This window comes from Amycolatopsis sp. YIM 10, from assembly GCF_009429145.1.
In the GTDB taxonomy this organism is placed as follows: Bacteria; Actinomycetota; Actinomycetes; order Mycobacteriales; family Pseudonocardiaceae; genus Amycolatopsis.
Genome location: NZ_CP045480.1, coordinates 8,624,567 through 8,642,837 on the forward strand (window position 1 = coordinate 8,624,567; position 18,271 = coordinate 8,642,837).

General features: G+C 70.0%; 14 protein-coding genes. 6 read left to right on the top strand and 8 right to left on the bottom strand.

The genetic code is table 11. The features are described 5' to 3' along the window. Positions 1-17: 17 nt before the first annotated feature. The gene (locus tag YIM_RS40055) at positions 18-1,367 is read right to left on the bottom strand and encodes a lysine N(6)-hydroxylase/L-ornithine N(5)-oxygenase family protein (protein ID WP_153035319.1); all 1,350 of its coding nucleotides are present in this window, start codon (positions 1,365-1,367) and stop codon (positions 18-20) included. 198 nt (positions 1,368-1,565) lie between these two features. Here YIM_RS40055 and YIM_RS40060 point away from each other — a divergent pair, with 198 nt between their 5' ends. Continuing rightward, positions 1,566-2,510 carry a methionyl-tRNA formyltransferase gene (locus tag YIM_RS40060; RefSeq protein ID WP_153035320.1) on the top strand — a complete coding sequence of 315 codons (945 nt, stop codon included), beginning with the start codon at positions 1,566-1,568 and terminating at the stop codon, positions 2,508-2,510. A 1,107-nt stretch (positions 2,511-3,617) separates the two neighbouring features. Beyond that, entirely contained in the window at positions 3,618-4,040 is a 423-nt protein-coding gene (locus YIM_RS40065; protein ID WP_153035321.1) for a cold-shock protein, read from the top strand. A 3-nt stretch (positions 4,041-4,043) separates the two neighbouring features. On the opposite strand, the gene YIM_RS40070 is transcribed toward YIM_RS40065, so the two are convergent. Both YIM_RS40070 and YIM_RS40075 read right to left on the bottom strand, forming a co-directional pair. Further along, the gene (locus YIM_RS40070; RefSeq protein ID WP_153035322.1) at positions 4,044-5,597 is read right to left on the bottom strand and encodes an alkaline phosphatase; all 1,554 of its coding nucleotides are present in this window, start codon (positions 5,595-5,597) and stop codon (positions 4,044-4,046) included. Positions 5,598-5,642: 45 nt separating this feature from the next. After that, the gene (locus tag YIM_RS40075; protein WP_153035323.1) at positions 5,643-6,305 is read right to left on the bottom strand and encodes a hypothetical protein; all 663 of its coding nucleotides are present in this window, start codon (positions 6,303-6,305) and stop codon (positions 5,643-5,645) included. A gap of 151 nt (positions 6,306-6,456) precedes the next feature. Here YIM_RS40075 and YIM_RS40080 point away from each other — a divergent pair, with 151 nt between their 5' ends. Both YIM_RS40080 and YIM_RS40085 read left to right on the top strand, forming a co-directional pair. Continuing rightward, entirely contained in the window at positions 6,457-9,420 is a 2,964-nt protein-coding gene (locus YIM_RS40080) for an AfsR/SARP family transcriptional regulator (RefSeq protein WP_228004314.1), read from the top strand. Positions 9,421-9,500: 80 nt separating this feature from the next. Beyond that, positions 9,501-10,742, top strand: a complete 1,242-nt coding sequence (locus tag YIM_RS40085) for a hypothetical protein (protein WP_153035325.1) — start codon at positions 9,501-9,503, stop codon at positions 10,740-10,742. 54 nt (positions 10,743-10,796) lie between these two features. Here YIM_RS40085 and YIM_RS40090 read toward each other — a convergent pair whose 3' ends face one another. From YIM_RS40090 to YIM_RS40100, 3 genes are all read right to left on the bottom strand, one after another. Continuing rightward, on the bottom strand, positions 10,797-12,275 hold the full coding sequence (locus tag YIM_RS40090) for an alpha/beta hydrolase (protein WP_153035326.1): 1,479 nt from the start codon (positions 12,273-12,275) through the stop codon (positions 10,797-10,799). Positions 12,276-12,338: 63 nt separating this feature from the next. Then, on the bottom strand, positions 12,339-14,207 hold the full coding sequence (locus YIM_RS40095) for a sialidase family protein (RefSeq protein ID WP_153035327.1): 1,869 nt from the start codon (positions 14,205-14,207) through the stop codon (positions 12,339-12,341). A 7-nt stretch (positions 14,208-14,214) separates the two neighbouring features. Continuing rightward, positions 14,215-15,117 carry a M23 family metallopeptidase gene (locus YIM_RS40100; RefSeq protein WP_153035328.1) on the bottom strand — a complete coding sequence of 301 codons (903 nt, stop codon included), beginning with the start codon at positions 15,115-15,117 and terminating at the stop codon, positions 14,215-14,217. 163 nt (positions 15,118-15,280) lie between these two features. Between YIM_RS40100 and YIM_RS40105 the strand changes: the two genes are divergently transcribed. Next, a complete protein-coding gene (locus tag YIM_RS40105; protein ID WP_228004315.1) occupies positions 15,281-16,027 on the top strand; it encodes a FadR/GntR family transcriptional regulator in 747 nt (248 codons plus the stop codon). A gap of 37 nt (positions 16,028-16,064) precedes the next feature. Here the strand turns inward: YIM_RS40105 and YIM_RS40110 are convergent, their stop codons facing one another. Further along, complete coding sequence (locus YIM_RS40110; protein ID WP_153035329.1) at positions 16,065-16,808, bottom strand: SDR family NAD(P)-dependent oxidoreductase; 744 nt, start codon at positions 16,806-16,808, stop codon at positions 16,065-16,067. 269 nt (positions 16,809-17,077) lie between these two features. On the opposite strand from YIM_RS40110, the gene YIM_RS40115 reads away from it, so the two are divergent. Then, the gene (locus YIM_RS40115; RefSeq protein ID WP_153035330.1) at positions 17,078-17,290 is read left to right on the top strand and encodes a hypothetical protein; all 213 of its coding nucleotides are present in this window, start codon (positions 17,078-17,080) and stop codon (positions 17,288-17,290) included. Between the two features lie 3 nt (positions 17,291-17,293). On the opposite strand, the gene YIM_RS40120 is transcribed toward YIM_RS40115, so the two are convergent. After that, positions 17,294-18,220, bottom strand: a complete 927-nt coding sequence (locus YIM_RS40120) for a proteasome assembly chaperone family protein (protein ID WP_153035331.1) — start codon at positions 18,218-18,220, stop codon at positions 17,294-17,296. Positions 18,221-18,271: the final 51 nt, after the last annotated feature.

Genomic DNA, 18,271 nt, shown 5'->3' on the forward strand with positions numbered 1-18,271 from the left:
CTCGGTGAACTGCCCGGTCACCTGGTTCCGGCCCCGGTACCCGCGTATTCCGGCTTGGGTGCGGCCGTGCGACGTGCCAGCAGTGAATCCAGGATCTCGCCGACGCGCACCGCGGTGTTGGACAACAGCGAAGAGGTGATGCCGTGCGAGTGCTCGGTGCCGCCCTGCAGGTAGATGCCGCCGCGCACCTCGTCGGCGGTCCGCAGCCGGTAGTCGCGCTCGATCTGCAGCCTGCCGTCGTGGTCGCGGCGGCAGAATTCGGCCAGGTCACCGAGCAGCGGCGTCGGGTCGGCGGGCTGGTACCCGGTGGAGTAGACGACCACGTCGGCGTCGAGCACGGTCTGCTCGCCGGTGGTCAGGGTGGCGATCGTGGCGCGTACGCCGTCCGGGGTTTCGGTCACCTCGACCGGGCGGGACACGTTGAACATGCGCAGCCGCTCCACGCCGAGCACCTTCTCCTGGTAGACGCGGCGGTACAGCTCGTCGATCAGGTCGAGGTCGACGGCGGAGTAGTTGGTGTTGGCGTGGTAGCCGACGAGGCGCTGCTTGAAGGCTTCCGGCGAGTCGTAGAAGTGGTCGACCGCCTCCGGGTCGAAGATCCGGTTAGCGAAGGAGCTGTCGTCGGCCGGGCTGTAGCCGTAGCGCGCGAACACCGAGCACACTTCGGCGCGCGGGAAGCGCTCGTGCAGGAAGGCGGTGACCTCGGCGGCGCTCTGCCCGGCACCGACCACCACGAACCGGGACGGGTCGGCGGCTTCGAGCTTCTCCACCCGGTAGAGCAGTTCGTGGTTGTGCCAGATCCGCTCGCTGGGCACCACGCCCTCGGGCAGGTTGGGGCGCAGACCGGTGCCGATGGCCAGGTTGCGGGCACGGAACACGGACTCCTCACCCGCCTGGGTGCGCACGCGCACGTCGAAGTAGGTGACGGCGTCACCGTCGGTGACGGGCTCGATGGCGACCACGTCGCTGTCGTAGGCGACCAGGTCGTCGACCTTCGCCGCACACCACTCGAAGTAGTCGTGGAACTCGATCCGCAACGGGAACAGGTTCTTGTGGTTGATGAAGTCGACCAGCCTGCCCTTGGCGTGCAGGTAGCTGAGGAAGCTGAACTCGCTGGTCGGGTTGCGCATGGTGGCCAGGTCCTTGAGGAAGGAGACCTGCATGGTCGCGTCCTCGATCAACATGCCGCGGTGCCAGCCGAACCGCGGCTGGCGCTCGAGGAACTGCGCCGTCACCGGCTCCCCGGGGCCCGCGTTGTACTCGGCGAGGGCGATCGCGAGGGCGAGGTTCGACGGACCGAAGCCGACCCCGACGAGGTCGTAGACCGGGATCTGCGGTGCGGCGTGCGTCGTTCCCGTCTCTGGCATACCTGTCCCATTTCCAGCGGCTGGTGGCCGCGACCTCGGCGTAATACGGCGCTTACCTAGGGGACCCTAACCTAACTTAGGCGAGGCTTTACTAGTACGTTCGTGGGTGATGTACCTCTCCGCTCGACACGGTTGCAAACTTTAGGCAAGGCTTGCTTAACTGCCCCGGTTTGCGCAGCAGCCGACCTGAGGAGCCCCATGCGTGTAGCGATGTTCGGGTACCAGACCTGGGGGCATCGCACCCTCGAAGCCCTGCTCTCCGGTGGGCACGAGGTCGTGCTGGTGGTGACGCACCCGAAGAGCGAGCACGCGTACGAGAAGATCTGGTCCGATTCGGTGGCCGACCTCGCCGAGGCCAACGGCATCCCGACGATCCTGCGCAACCGGCCGGACGACGAGGTCGTGCGCAGGCTGACCGAGGTGGCGCCGGACCTGATCGTGGCGAACAACTGGCGCACCTGGCTGCCGCCGGAGATCTTCGACCTGCCGCGGCACGGCACGCTCAACGTGCACGACTCGCTGCTGCCCGCCTACGCCGGCTTCTCCCCGCTGATCTGGGCGCTGATCAACGGCGAGCCGGAGGTCGGCGTGACCGCGCACATGATGGACGCGGACCTCGACGCCGGGGAGATCGTGTTGCAGCGGGCGATCCCGGTGGGGCCGAAGGACACCACGACGGATCTGTTCCACCGCACGGTCGACCTGATCGGGCCGATCGTGACCGAGTCGCTGTCGATGATCGAGAACGGCACGGTGCAGCCGGTCAAGCAGGACCGGTCGAAGGCGAGCTTCTTCCACAAACGGGCCATCGAGGACAGCCGGATCGACTGGACCTGGCCCGCGGCCGACATCGAGCGCCTGGTGCGCGCGCAGTCGGACCCGTACCCGAACGCTTTCACCTACCACCGGGGCGCGCGGCTTCGGATCGTTCGGGCTTCGGTCTCGGAGGGACGGTACGGCGGGACGCCGGGCCGCATCTTCATTCCGGAAGGCGATGGCGTGGTGATCGTCGCCGGCGCCGATGCGCGGACGGGACGCAACCACGGGCTCGTGATCGAACGGGTGCGCACCGAAGACGACCAGGAACTCGCGGCCGGCGACTACTTCCGGACCATGGGTGGATATCTGACCGGACAACCCTGATTCTACTCCGGGGCGCTCGGGTGGCCGGTGGTTTGTCCACAGGGGACGGGTTATCCCCAGGGGGTCGCTGACCAGGCCTTTTGGCCGGGGGTGGCGGGTAGGATGGTGATAGGGGCCGCCCCCTGGGAGGGTGGGGGGCTGTCCTGGGGCTTGGCTTGCTGCGTTGCAGCGGGGGGCTGGGCGGGGTTTGCGTGTGGATCTCTGTTGGGGGTGTTTGTCAGGGATCCGGCGGGGGATTGTGGACTTGGTGGTCTGGGTTAAGGCCGGACTCGGCGATGCTGGTGTTGCGCGGCTCTCGTGTTGAGAGTGGGATTCGGCTGTTTGAATGCGCGCGTGAGTGTGGAAGCGTGTGCCCGAGTGTGAAGCTTGCTGCCTCTTGGCTGTCTGATCGCGGGTTGTTCCTTGAGCGCGAGACTTGGAGTGTTCGCGTCTGGGACTTGGATGTTCGAGCGTGGAACTTGGGGACTCGAGCGTTGGGCTTGGATGTTCGAGCGTGAGGCGCGCTGACTGCGTGGGGTCGCTGATTGGGTGGGCCCGGTTGGGCACGTGGGCTTTGGCAATCGGGCGCGGGGCGGCGGGCTGATGTGCGGTGGCGGGCCCGGTGGGGTGGCGCTGAGTATCGGGGGGGCGGGCTCGGCGCGGTGACGGGCTGAGCGTGAAGTGACGGACTCGTTTGTGGAGTAGCGGGCTCGGCGAGGTGGCGCGCTCGTGCGTGGCAAGGCTCGCGCGTGGCAAAGGCTCGCGCGGGCACAAGGCTCGTGTGGGCGAAGGCTCGTGTGGGCGAAGGCTCGTGTTGGGCACAAGGCTCATGGGCCCGGCCACTGGGCGGGGGAATGGGTATGCGCTCCCCTGGATAGCGAGCAAAACCCACCCACCAGTACCCCGTGGGCGGCGGAAAATTCCCGTCCCCGGGAAACCACGGGCAGTCCGGGCGACACGGCCCGCCAGGGAATGTTCCCGACTGCATGTTGCATATTCGCCCGCCCATTGTTGCCATTACTCGACCGGGGAAGTGAGATGGCCGCGCCGTTCCGGCGGAGGTATGCTCCCCCGCGTTCTCGCGCACGGGAACAGGGCATACCGGTGCATGGGGTTGAGGTGGTCTGGGTGACTTCAGGGAAGATCCTGCGGTTCGACGAAGTGCGGGGATACGGCTTCATCGCGCCGGACGAGGGTGGCGAAGACGTATTCATGCATGCGAATGACCTTCGCGACGAAAAGCATCTGTTCCAGCCCGGAATGACGGTCACCTTCGACGTCGAGGACGGCGGCCGCGGGCTCAAGGCCTCCAACGTGCACCTCGCCGATCGCGAAGCCGCGGCGGCCGCGGCCCGTCAAGGGGACCAGTCCGCCCGCGCACCGCGCGTGGTCGAGGACGGACTGGCCGACCTGCTCTCCCAAAGCGAGTTCCGCCAGGAACTCACCGAAGCCATGCTGGAGACCGCGCCCACCCTCACCGGCTCCCAGATCGTGCTGCTCCGCCGCAAGATCGTGCAGCTGGCCCAGTCGCACAACTGGGTGGAACGCTGAACCTCACACCCGCTGCAGGCCCTTCGTCCCGGCCTGCACCACATAACTGCGGTCCGCGGTGATCAGCGCCTTCGCCGGATCCAGCTCCAGCGCGCTCGAAACCCGCATGAAATCCGCTCGCATTTGCCCCGGCGTGGTGGTCACCCGCACATAACCCCGCTCCCCCAGGCAGTACTTGACGTGCGGGTTGTGCGAGAGCCAGGTCGAACTCGGCGGCGACGCACCCACGCTGTTGCTCGTCACCGACGTGGTCACCAGCTCGGAACCGACGATCGGGTCGCTGTGGTCGTAGTAGTCCTGCCGCAGATCCGCCGCCCAGTGCCGGTGCACGTCACCGGTCAGCACGATCGGGTTCGGCACCTTACGATCCACCCAGCCCTTGGTGATGCGGTCCCGCGATGCCGCGTAACCGTTCCACGAATCGGGTGATTCGCAGGTGTCCTTTTTGCCGTCGCCGTCACGCTGCGCGAAGAAGACCTGCTGTCCCAGGAAGTCCCACGTAGCCGGGTGCGTCTCGAACGACTTCAGCAGCCACTGCTCCTGCGCGCTCCCGGTCAGCGTGCGGCTCGGGTCGCGCATCGTGGTGCAGCCCTGCGCGTCGGTCGCCTGCACACTCCGGTACTGCCGCGTGTCCATCAGGTGGAAGCGCGCCAGATTGCCCCAGATGTACTGCCGGTACAGCTGGATCGACGCCCCGTTCGGCTTCGCCGTCGAGCGGATCGGCATGTTCTCGTAGAACGCCTGGAAGGCCGCGGCCTTGCGCGCGGTGGCGGCGGGCGTGGTGCTCGAGTTCCAGTTGTTCACCACCTCGTGGTCGTCGAAAACCACCATCCACGGCGCCGCCGCGTGCGCGGCTTGCAGGTACTGGTCGGTCTTGTGCTGCGCGTGCCGTGCCCGGTAGTGGCCGAGCGTGGTGGTCTCCGCGGTCAGCGCCATCGCGCGCACCCGCGGCACCGAAGCGTTGGTGGACGGCTTCTCGTACATGTAGTCACCGAGGAAGAGGACCAGGTCCGGGTTGTCGGCGGCGATGCCGCGGTGCGCGTGGTACCAGCCCTCCTCCCAGTGCTGGCACGACGCCATGCAGTACTTCAGCTGGTTGACCGCGGCGCCCGCGGCCGGTGCGGTCCTGGTCCGGCCCACCGGCGAGATGAAGCCCTCCGACTTGAACCGGTAGAAGTAGGCGCGCGCCGGGTCCAGGCCCTTCGGCTCGACGTGCACGCTGTGCCCCACCGCCCGGCTGGTGGCCACGGTGCCCTTCTGCACCACCGAGCCGAACGCCTGGTCGGTGGCGATTTCCCAGTCCACGTTGTACGTCGCGTCCGGCATTCCGCCGTAACCGTCCTGGTTCAGCGGAGCCGGCGCGAGTCTCGTCCACAGCACCACGCTGTCCGGCAGCGGATCACCCGAAGCCACGCCCAGCTGGAACGGGTCGTGGAGGGCAGGCGCGGCGATCCGGGTCCGGGTGCTCGCCCACGAGGGCACCGACGCGGCGGTGGCGAACGACCCGGCGGCAGCGAGGCCGCCGAGCAGCACCAGCCGCCGATTCACCTGAGTCATGGCAGAGTCCTCCTGCGGTAGGAAGTTCGGGAGAAAAGAAAAAGATCAAGCAGCGAAGTCGGTGATGCCGTTGCTGCAGGCTTCGAGCACGGGGCTGGTGGCGGAGTAGTTCGCGACGCAGACCTTGTAGTGCACCCAGCCGCCGGCCGGCACGCTGACCACCTTGTCCACCTGCGTGCCGTTGCCGTTGGAGTTCCAGACGTAGAGCGGGCCGACGCCGCCCTTGAGCCAGTACGCGACAACCGCCGACTTGCCATCGGCGTCGCGGTCCCAGACCGAGAAGCGCGGGCTCGCCGAACGGAAGAGGCCCTCGGCCGCGCACGCGCCGGTGGAGCACTCGGCGCTGCCGCTGCCGACCCCGCAGTCCGGCGCGATCCGGCCGTCCGAGCCGGTTTTGACGTAGGTGTCGGAGATGTAGCCGCCCAGTGCGGGGATGTAGTCCCAGAGGGTCGAGGTGCCGAGCGGGCCGGTGACCGACTGCCCGGTGGTCTGGCAGTCGATGCTCACCGAAGCGCCGTTGGCCACGGTCCGGACCACGCTGGCGGCGGTGGTGGGCGCCCGGCGGACGTTGAGCGGATCACCGGCGGTCTGCACCGTCCCGGTCGCGGCCGCCATCGCCGGAACCATGCTGACCAGCGACAACGCCGTGGTGGCGAGGAGCACGGCCGCCGTTCTCGCGGCCGATCTGCGGATCGAGGAAGGCTTCATCGGCCCAGCGTGCGAGTGGGTTGTACACGATACGTACAAACTCCGCGCGCGCTACTCCGCACGCCGGTGCAAATACCCGCAAATGGCACTAGTCAACAGATCACGGACCCCCATACGATCCGGTTTGTTCTACTCCAGGCGGGCGGTGCTGTTGACTGCGATCTCGTTTCGCGTACTGGGGCCGCTCGAGGTCACGGTGTCCGGCCGGGTGCTGCCGTTGGGCGGGCCCAAGCCGCGATTGCTGCTGGCCACGCTGCTGCTCCAGCCGAACGTGGCGGTTTCCGCGGACGCGCTGATCGACGTGCTGTGGCCGGAAAGGGCCCCGCGGTCGGCAGCCGCGAACATCCGCACATATGTGCACGCATTGCGGCGGCGCCTCGCTGAGGGTTCGGCCGATGTCGCGGAACGCATTCAAAGCCGGTCCGCGGGCTACATCCTCACCGCCGACTCGAGCGAGCTGGACGCCACGCGCTTCCAGGAACTGGCCGCCCGAGCCCAGAAACTTCCTCCCGAGCAGGCGCTGGAGCTGCTGACCGAGGCCGATTCGCTGTGGCGCGGCGAGGTGCTGGAGGACCTGCCGCACAGCCACACCTGGGGTTCCACCGTGGCCCGGCTCAACGAACTGCGGCTGTCCACCCAGGAGCAGCGGCTCAAGACCCGCGTCGAACTCGGCCACCACACCGACGCCATCGTCGAGCTGCGCGGACTGCTCGCCGACCACCCGCTGCGCGAGGAACTGTGGGAGCAGTTGATCATCGCGCTCGACGCCGACGGCCGCAACGCCGAGGCGTTCCAGGCCTACGCCCAGGTCGAGCAGGTGCTGCTGGACGAACTCGACACCGAACCCGGCCCCCGGCTGCAGGGTCTGCACTCCCGGCTGCTCACGGCGAACCGGCACAGCGGCGCCAAGCCCGGACCCAGGCCCGCGATGCCCAGCCCGTTCCCGATCTGCCAGCTGCCGCTGGACCTGCCCGACTTCACCGGCCGCACCGAGGTGATCGACGATCTGGTCGGGCTGCTCCGGCAGCAGCGGGCCAGCGGCGCCCCGACCGTCGTGGTGCTATCGGGTGCGCCCGGTGTCGGGAAGTCGAGCATCGCCGTGCGCGTGGCGCACGAGGTCCGCGCCGAATTCCCCGACGGGCAGCTGCACCTCGACCTCGGCGGCACCTCACCCTCGCCGCGCGCCCCGATGGACGTCCTGCCGGAGATCCTGCGGGCGCTGGGTGTGCCGGACTCGGCGATGCCGCGCACCTTGGCGGAACGCTCGGCACTGCTCCGTTCGCGGTTGTCCCGGCGGCGGATGTGCCTGGTGCTCGACGACGCGGGCGGTGCCGCGCAGGTCCGGCCGCTGCTGCCGGGTGCGGGCGCGTGCGCGGTACTGGTCACCAGCCGCGTCCGGCTGCCCGACCTCGCCGGTGCGCGGCCCGTCGACGTCGAGGTGCTGCCCGACGAGGACGCGTTGCGCCTGCTCGCCGGCATCATCGGCCACGAGCGTGTGCTGGCCGAGCCGGACAGTGCCGCCGCGATCCTCAAGGCGTGCGGGTACCTGCCGCTGGCCATCCGGATCGTCGGCGCGAAGCTGACCCACCGGTCGTCGTGGACCCTGCGCATGCTCGCCGACCGGCTGCGCAACGAACGCCGCAGGCTGGACGAGCTGCGCGTGGGCGATCTCGCCGTGCACGCCAGCGTGACCCTGAGCTACGACATGCTGCCGCGCGGCGCGGCGCAGGCCTTCCGCGGGCTCGGCCTGCTCGGGCCGGTGCTGTTCCCGGGCTGGGCGGTGGCCGCCGTGCTCGACCGCGAAGAGGCCGACGCCGTGCTCGACGTGCTGGTCGACGCGCACCTGGTGGAGTTGGTCAGCTCCGACGCCAACGGCCAGCCGCACTACCGGCTGCACGACCTGCTCCGGGTGTACGCGGCCAGGCAGGGCGAGGTCGACGACAACGAAGCGGACCGGCGCGCGGTGATCCGGCGGGTGCTCGAGGGCTATCTCGCGCTGGCGACCAGCGCGGTCGCGCTGATGCCGCTGCACGTGTTCGGGCTGTACGCGGTCGACGGGCCGGAGGGCTGGCGCGTGCCGGACGCCGAAGCGGTGCTCGGCGACCCGCTCGCCTGGTTCGACGCCGAGCGCCGCACCGGGGTGGCGGCGGTGGCGCTGGCCGCGGAGTGGGGGCTGGACGACCTGGCCTGGCGGCTGACCGCGGCCTTCACCCCGTACCTGGACATGCGCGGGCACCAGGCCGACTGGCAGCACACGCACACCATCGCGCTGGCCGCCGCCCGACGCACCGGGGATCTCCGCGGGCAGGCGATCGTGCAGCGCAACCTCGGGCAGATCCACCTGTACCAGGACAGCTATCGCGAAGCGGTGGCCGGTTTCGAGGAGTCGTACCAGCTGTTCCGGCAGGTCCCCGACGACCGCGGCGCGGCCATCGCGCTGGCCGGGCTGGGCAGCGCGCTGCGCATCAGTGGTCATCGCGAGCAGGCGCTGGACCGCAGCGTCGACGCGCTGCGCCTGTTCCAGCGTGCCGGTGACCCGCACGGCGAGGCGGTGGCGAAGATCGCCATCGGGGCGTGCTGGCTGGCGGTGGACGCCTTCGACGAGGCCGAGCGCTGGTTCGGCGAGGCCTACGAGCTGTCCGCGCTGATCGGCGACCGGCACCGCGAGGCACACGCGCTCAAGCGGATCGCCATGCTGCACCAGCGGCGCGGCAACCTCACCGAGGCCCGCGAGCAGGTGAACCGGTCGATCGCCATCTTCGAGGAACTCGGCGACGACCACTGCGTCGGCTACGCGAACCAGAACCTCGGCGAACTCTGCCTGGAGAGCGGCGATCTGGCCTACGCGCAGCTGTTGCTGGTGAACTCGTTCAGCGTGCACCGCCGCAACGGGGACCGGCGCTCCGAGGCCGAGGTCACCGATCTGCTCGGCCGCCTGCACCAGGCGCTCGGGCAGCCGGAGCGCTCCCGCGGGTACTTCGAGCGCTCGCTGTCGATCTGGCGGGAGCTGTCCGCCGAAACCGAGGCCGCCGCCGTCGCCGTGCGGATGAGCGAGCTGCCAAGCACGCCGTCGCTGGCCGCGCCGCGCAAGCGAAGGCACATCGCCTCGGCCTGATTTTCCTTTGTATCGATCGTGTACACCGCTTCCCCAGACTTCGGCTGACCGATTCCCCACCTGGTGGAAGGGAGGCCGGCATGGCCCGGACCTCGAAGATCGCCGGACACAGACGCGGGGCGCGAGCCGCGGTGGCACTGGCCGCCCCGATCGCGCTGCTGCTCACCGCGGCCCCGCTGAACGCGGCCCCGCTCGCCGGGGACCAGTGGACCGTCCCACTGTCCTCTGTGGACGACAACGATCTGAACGTGCGCTACGGCGGCGACGCGCTCGCGCTGGCCGACCCGGCCTGGAAGCGCACCCCGGACCAGCCGATCAGCGAGGGTTACCTGGTCGTCGGCGAGCGCGCGCTGAGCAAGCCGGCCAACCGGATCACCGCCGAGCTGGCGGCGAACGTGCCCGCCGGTGCCGCGGTCGACGTGGACGTGCGCGGTCACCTCGGCGGCGAGAACTGGACCGAGTGGACCCCCGCCGCGGCCGAACCGGCCGTGCTCGGCGAAGCGGTGACCACCGTCCAGGTCCGCATCGGCCTCTACACCAAGGATTCCGCCGCCGCGCCTTCGGTTTCGAGCGTGAAGCTCACCGCGGACGAGGGCCCGCAGGCCCGCGCGGAGGCGGCCGCGGCCCGCACCTACAAGGTCTACGCCACCCGTGAGGGCCTGGTCGGCGGCACCACGGCCAACGGGCACGTGATCAAGTCGCGCGACCACTTCGTCGCGCTGCCGTCCCGCCGGGGACTGGCGCCGAAGAACACCGGCGACTACACCGTGCGCGTGTGCAAGACCGACAACAGCCGCTGCGAGTACGCGCCGGTCTGGGACGTCGGCCCGTGGAACACCAAGGACGACTACTGGAACCCGTCGGCGACGCGGCAGATGTGGAAGGACCTGCCGCAGGGCAAGCCCGAGGCGCAGGCCGCCTACCAGGACAACTACAACGGCGGCAAGGACGAGTTCGGCCGCGAGGTGGGCAACCCGGCGGGCATCGACCTGGCCGACGGCACCTTCTGGGACGGGCTCAAGCTCACCGACAACTCGTGGGTCAACGTCTCGTACCTGTGGACCGGCTCCGGCCCGAGCGGCACGGTGAACACCGCGGGCGACCCGATGAACGTGCGTGCCGGCGCCAGCACCACGGCCGCGGTCAAGGGGCTCGCGGCGAACAAGGCCAAGGTGCTCATCGAGTGCTACGTCGAGGGCGAGACGGTCACCGGGACCTACGGCACCAGCAACATCTGGAACCGGATCGGCACCGGCCACTACATCTCCGACACCTACGTCTACACCGGCTCCGACAACCCCGTCGCGCCGAAGTGCGCCTGAGTTGAACCGTGAGTGCGCGGGGTCGCGGCGACCCCGCGCACTCACGGCTGTTTTTCAGTGGGTCGGCCGCACCGCCGGGCCGTCCGCGGTGGTGGCGGGTTCCGGCGCCTTCGGCCAGACCGCGGCGCACCGGGCGCCGAAGCCCGGGGCCTTCAGCGACACCAGGTACTTCTCCACCTGCTCGCGGACGCAGGTGCTGCGGTAGTACTGCCCGTGCCCGATGCCTTCGTACTCCAGCAGCGCGGTGTTCCGCAGCTGCCGCGCCACCTCGTAGTTCCAGGCCCGCGGGGTGGCCACGTCGTACTTCGCCTTGGTGATCAGGATCTTCGGCGCGTCACGCACGTCGAGGCGGTGCTGCGGGTTGCGCACCTCCGACGGCCAGCCGAGGCAGCTGGTCACGTCGCTCCAGAACGGTGAGATGCGGGTGTAGGGCGCGACGCGGTTCGCGCGCTCGGCGTACCGGCGCAGCTCACCGACCCCGCTGACCTCCCATTTCCAGTCCTGGCACCAGATCGCCTGGTACGAGTTCTGCCCGGTCTCGGCCTTCGGCTCGCCGGCCGCGGGGAGCGCACCGGTGCCGTCGGCGAGTTCGGCCAGCCTGGTGGCCAGCGGGAACCACTGCTTTTCCGGCGAGTACATGCCGCTCATCAGTTCACCGCGCAGCTCCTCGGCGGTCACCGGCAGCTGCCCGGCCTCGGCCTTCGCGTGGATCTCGGTCCACACCTTGCGCACGTTGCGGTCGTTCAGCGCGCAGTCCTCGGTCCTGGCGCACCAGTCCGCGAAGGCGAGGAACGAGCCTTCGAGATCGGCGCTCGCGGTCTCGATGTACTTGGACCCCGAAGTGATGCTGTGGTCCATGTTGGAATCGATGGTCATCGCGCGCACCCGGCCGCCGAACAGCTCGGCGTACTGCTGGCCGACCTGCGTGCCGTAGGAGGCGCCGTAGAAGCTGAGCTTATCCTCGCCGAGCGCGGCGCGGATGGCGTCGATGTCGCGGACCACGCTCTCGGTGTCGACGTGGTCGAAGACCGCGCCGGTCAGCTCGCGGCAGTCCTCACCGAGGCGGCGGTTGTAGTCGAGCAGCTGCTGGTACTCCGCCTCGGTTTCCGGGAACTCCGCCGGACGCTGGTCGAGCAGCGCCTGCGTGCACCGGACCTCGTTGCTGCGCTTGACCCCGCGCTGATCGAAGGTGACGATGTCGAACCGGTCGCGCAGCACGCTGTCCTCGGGAATGCCGGGGTTCAGCACGTACCGGTCGATGCCGGACGAGCCGGGCCCGCCCGGCGCGACAAACAGCACGCCGACGCGCTTGGCCTGATCACGCGCGGGCAGCCGGCCGATGGCCAGCTGGAAGCTGCCCTCCGCCGGATCCGCCCAGTCGATCGGCACCTCGATGGTGGCGCACTCGCCGGGCAGCGAACCCGAACCGGCGCAGGTCTCCCATTCGACCGGTGGCGCCGCGGTGGCGACCCCGGCCATCGGCACCATGGCGAGCACAGCGGCCAGCACGCCGAACTTGACTGGACTACGCAAAGTTCCTCCCAGACGGCGCTTTTCGGCGCGCCGTGAACGTCTGGGAGGAACCCTATCGCTGCCTCACCCGGTCGCATCAAGCGGCAAACGCAGCCGCAGTCCCGAATCGGAGCCGGATCCCGTTGCCAGCGCGGCGATTTCCGCGGTGGTCAGCGCGCGGCCGTACAACCGGATCTCGTCGAGCGAGCCCTGCAGCCGGTACTGCCCGTCGAGTCGCTGGCCCAGATGGATCGAGAACGGCCGCCCCGGGCTCACCGAACCGGTCAGGCCCGCCGCCGAGCCCGCGAGTTTTCCGTCCACGTACAGCGAAGCCGTGCCACCGGACCGGGTCAACGCGAAGTGGTGCCACTTCCTGTCGTTCAGCGCGCCGGGCGCGTCCACGGTGATGTTCCCGGTCGGACCGTTCTCCAGGTGCGCGCGCAGGCGGTTGCCGCCGGGCTCGGCTCGCAACCAGACCTGGGAGAATCCCTCGCCCTGGTTGTAGGCCCAAAGCAGCGATTGGTTCGCCGTCGAAGCGCCGTAGTTGAACCAGCCGGACCAGGTGAAGTCTCCGCCACCGGTGGCCAGCGCTTCGGAGAACGGCAGTTGAACGTAGTCGTCCTTGCCGTCCAGGGTGAGCGCCTTGCCGATGCGGCCGGTGCCGAAGGTCGCGCCACCGCGCAGGTAGGCGTGGTTGGCCCCGGCGGCGTCCGGTGTCACCGGCAGGCCCGCCGTGCTGCCGTCGGGCAGGCCGAGCGACGCCTCCGACAGCACCGCCCAGCGGATGGAGGCATTGGCGTTCATCTCGGGACCGGCTTCGAACAGCAGGCCGGTGTGGCGGCCGTCCAGCTGGACCATGTCGGAGTAGGCCGCGTCCTGGCCCCAGACCAGCACGCCGGGTGACTGCCAGTTCGCGCCCTCGTCGTAGGAGGAGCGCACCCGCAGCTCCTTGCGGCGGTCGCATGTGGACGGTCCGGCGAAGAGGATGCGGTTGTACAGCGAACCGTCGTCGACCGCGCGCAGCCGCGCGGTGGAGCCCTGCACCGGCGGGGTGATCAGATCGGGTTCGAAGGCGAACTTCTTCGAGAAGCCGGCGCCACCGTCGGAGCTGATGGCGAACGCCCGGTTGTCCTTGCCCTGGTTGGCGCACCGGTCGCCGGAGCTGTTCCAGTCGTTGCGCGCGGCGGCGTAGACCCGGCCGTCGGCCAGTTCGATCGGGCTGATCTCCTGCGGCTTCAACCCGGCCGCCGGGGTGTCCACCGCGCCGCGCTTCCACGTGGCGCCCTGGTCGTCGCTGTAGATCAGGGCGCCGGAATGCGCGGAACCGATTGAGTAGTTCAGCCCGGCGACCAGCCGGCCCTCGTGCTCCCCCCGGGCGAGCACGATGCCGTGCGAAGGTCCCGTCGCCAGCCACGGCGGCGGGGTGCTGAACCCCAGTTCCTGGGTGATCTCACGCGGAACGGACCAGTTGTGGCCGTTGTCATCGCTGATCGACACCCGCGGCTTGCGGCCGCAGTCGGGTGCCTTGACGCATTCGTAGGTGGACAGCAGCACGATCCGGCTGGTACCGGGGACCACGATCGGCACCGGGTTCCCCTTGGTGTCACCGAAGCCCTCGATGACCACCTTCAGCGCGCCCCACGACTTGCCGCCGTCGGTGGACCGCTTGTAGACCAGATCGATGTCCCCGGCGTCGGCGCAGAACTTCGCACCGCCGTTGCGGCCCTCGGCGAACGCGAGCAGGTCGCCGTTGCCCGCCCGCACCACCGCCGGGATCCGGAAGCAGTCGTAACCCTCGGACCGCTCCTGGTACACCGGGGTGCTGGCGACCTCGGCGCCCGCCGAAGCGGTGTTCGCCGGGGTGGCCACCAGCGACCCCATGATGAGCGCCGGCAACAGGGTCAGCTCGGTGAGCAGACCCGGCCGGTTCTTCTTCGCCCCCAGTGCCTTCATCGGAAACTCATGCCCCGCAATGCTCGAACGGGCTCTCGTGGGAGAACGTCCCGGCGGAACCGCCCCACTTCACGCACTTCGCCGGTGCGGACGCGGTGACCGGTCCGGCGTAGTACTCGAAGCTGCCGGTGTCGGACTTGCGCGCTTCGCCCTCGACCTCGAGGAACGCCGAGGTGGCGCTGGCGGTGCCGACGCTGGTCTTCTTGATCGTGGCGACGCAGTTCGACGAGCCGTTGTAGAGCAGGTAGGCGGTGCCTGCCGTGCCCAGTTCCTGCTGGTCGATCACGTTGTAGCCGGTGCCGCAGACCTCGGCGGGCTCGTACGGGTTCGGGTTGCCGCCGCCGCTGCAGGTGTTCTTCGAGGTCAGCGTCTGGTTCGGGTAACCGAACACCACGCCGTTGAAGTAGGCCTTCCTGATGTTCGACGGGTAGGCGCTGTCCGTGGTGCGGACCTCGTAGTGCAGGTGGGGGCTGATGTTGTTGCCCGGCTTGCTGGTGTTGCCGAGGGTGCCGATCTTCTGGCCCTGCGACACCTGCGCGCCGACGCTGACCGAGCGGGACTGCAGGTGCGCGTAGTAGGTGGACCAGCCGCCGCCGTGGTCGATCTTGATCAGGTTGCCGTACCCGTTGGCGGAGCCCTGGTGCGCGGAGGTGACCACCTTGCCCGCGGCGGCGGCCACGATGGTGTCGCCGAGGTCGGCACCGGGCGTGCTGCCGCGGTTGAAGTCGATCTCGTAGGCGCGGTGGGCGCTCGAGTTGTCGTTGTCGCCGTTCCAGGCCTGGTTGCACGGGAAGGGCAGCTGGAAGTTCGGCTGCGGACCGGCGGCCGAGGCGGGCGTGGCGGTGGCGACCACACCGGCCAGCCCCATCAGCAGTCCGAAACCGGCGGCGAGCACGCGTCTGGCTCTCATCGAGGGGTCCCTTCTCCGCCGGGAGCACCCCGGCGCCACGACCAGAAGCATCGACAGTCCGCGCATAAATTGCGTACAAGACACTGACCAGGGACAATGCCGCGCCCAAGGTTCTTCTAAGCCCCGCTGGTTACCTTCGGCCCTCCGGGAAGGAGGCACGCGGGTGAGCACGAAGGGCTTGACCGGGGCGCCGCGGCAGGTGATCTTCGGCCCGGTCCGCGATGGCGGCCGGGTGGACGTGGTGGCCAGGCGGATCAGCCGGGCGATCGGCCTCGGCCTGATCACCGATGGTGAGCAGTTGCCCAGCGAGTCGGTGCTGGCGGAGTCACTGAAGGTATCCACGGTGACGTTGCGCGAGGCGTTGTCGTCACTGCGTGACCAGGGACTGCTGGAGACACGGCGCGGGCGTGGCGGCGGCAGTTTCGTGCGCACGCCGCTGGAGCCGTCGGCGGCGCGCATGCGTGGCCTGCTGGGCGAGCTGTGCCCGCACGAGCTGCGGGAGATCGGCGACCACCACGTGGCGGTGTCGGGTGCGGCGGCGAAGCTGGCCGCCGAACGCGCCGGGGCCGAGCAGTGCGCCGCGCTCGGCAAGCTGGTCGGTCACCTGGCGACGGCGAGAACGATCGGCGAGCGGCGGCGGGCCGACGCGCGGTTCCACGTCGGCATCGCGGCGGCGGCGCAGTCCCACCGGCTGACCCGCGACGAGATCACGCTGCAGGGCGAGGTCGGGGAACTGCTGTGGCTGCCGGTCTACGGGCAGGACCCGGACCTCGTCTCGGCGGTCGAGCAGCACAGCGGCATCCTGGTCGCCATCGAAGGCGGCGACGGCGAGCTGGCCCGCGCCCGCGCCGAGGCGCACGTCGACCTCGGCATCACCCGGCTGATCAACGTGCGGCGGCGACTCGGTTAGGCGCTGTCCGGCACGTCGCGGTCTTGCCGGACTGTGCCTAACGCGGCAGGCGGCGCCAGATCGCGCGCGGCAGGTGACGCATCACGAAGAACACCGGCCGCAGCACGCCCGGCACCCACACCTCGCCGCGGCCCTTGCGCAACGCCTTGACCGTGGCGTCGGCGACCTGGTCCGGCGTGCTGGAGAACGGCGCCGGGTCCATGCCCTCGGTCATCCTGCCGACCACAAAACCCGGCCGGACCAGCAGCAACCGCACGCCGCTCCCGGCCAGCGCGTCGGCGAGGCCGCTGGCGAAGCCGTCGAGTCCGGCCTTGGCCGAGCCGTAGACGTAGTTCGCGCGCCGCACCCGCACCCCGGCGACCGAGGAGAACACCACCAGGCTGCCGCCGCGTTGCGCTCGCAGCAGGTTCGCCAGCTCGGTCAGCACCGAGACGTGGGCGACGTAGTCGGTGTGCACCACGGACAGCGCGTGCTCGGCGTGCGCCTCGGCACGCCGCTGGTCACCGAGGATGCCGAACGCGATGACCACCACGCCCAGCTCGCCGTGGCGTTCGACGATGCCGTCGAGCACTTCGCGGTGCCGGGCCACGTCGTCGGCGTCGAACTCGACGCGGTCGACCGTGGTCGCGCCCGCGGCGCGGAGCACGGCCTCCTGCTCGTCGAGGTCCCCACTGCGCCGCGCGGCCAGCACCACCGTGCGCGCGCCATCCGCGACCAGCCGCTCGGCCACCGCGATCCCGATCTCACTGCGGCCGCCGAGGACCACCACCGTTCCGCTCACACCGAGCAGTCTGCCCGCCGGTGCCGTGAATCCGGCCACGACCCCGGTCACTGCGGCCGCGGAATTCCGCCAGACCGAACGTGAGGGAGTGGGAAGTGCGCACTTGTGTGCTGGTGCACGGGTCCGGGAGCAGCGGCACGATCTGGGCCTCGGTGCAGCGCGAACCGGCGTTGCGCGGGCAGCGGAGCCGTCGAGCCTGAGCGGCGTCGGGCTGGCCGACAACGTGGCGCACGTGGTCGGGGCCGGGCGAGCCGGAGTTCGCGCGGAGCGTGCACGGCGAGCTGGCCGGGTTCAGCGTCGGCGCGCTGGAGCGCGTCGGCCGCGCGAACTACCGAGCGTCGGACCCGGCCCTGCTCGACGCGCTCAAGGCGGCGACCATGGCCGAAGCCACCGATGAGGACCGCCTCATCGCCGAGGCGGACGCGGCCACGCCGGGCAACCCGTTCACCGTGCACGACCTCGACGATGAGGCGGTTTGGTGACGCTCAGGACGCGTCCGGGCGCGGCGGGCCCTGCTGGTCGGCGAGGAACTGCTCGAACGCCGAGCCCAGCTCGTCCGCGGTCGGCATGTGCTCGACGGTCTCGGCGAGCAGGCTGTCCTTCTCCGCCTCCGCGTCGACGAAGGTGTCGTACTGCCGCTCCAGCGCGCGCACCACGTCGGCCACCTCCTCCGACTCCTCGACCTGGCGGTCGATCTCGGCGTCGGTGGAGCGCGCCGACTCGCGCATGGAGTCGGCGGGCAGCGCCAGGCCGGTGGCGTCGGCGACGGCTTCGAGCAGGGTGAGCCCGGCCGCGGCGTAGGAGGCCTGCGCGAGGTAGTGCGGCACGTGCGCGGCGAAGCCCATCGCGTCGTGCCCCTGCTCGCCGAGGCGCAGCTCCAGCAGCCCGGCGATGCTGCCAGGCACCTTGAGCCGGTCCGACAGCGGCTGGTAACCGCCGACCAGCTCCGGCCGGGTCGCGTGCGCGGTCAGCCCGAGCGGCCGGGTGTGCGGCACGCCCATCGGGATGCCGTGGAACCCGACCGTGAGCCGGACACCCCAGCGCTGCACCAGCCGCCGCACCGCGGCCGCGAACAGTTCCCACTCCCGGTCCGGCTCCGGCCCGGTGAGCAGGAGGAACGGTGTGCCGTCGTGGTCGTGCAGCAGGTTGACCACCAGCTCGGGCGCCCGGTATTCCGCCCAGTGATCAGTGACGTAGATCATCGGCGGGCGGCGCGCGCGGTAGTCGATCAGGCGGTCCACGTCGAACCGCGCGACCACCCGGTGCGCGAACTCGGCCAGCAGCTGCTCGGCCACCAGCCCACCGGCCGATCCGGCGTCGACGAACCCGTCGAAGTGGTGCAGGAGCACGGCCCCGGCCAGGTCCGGGACATCGGAGTCCACCTCGTACAGCTCGTCCGGATCCAGCGCCACTACCGCCTCCTGCACTCGTCTGCCGCCCGTTCCGGCTACAACGCCAGACGG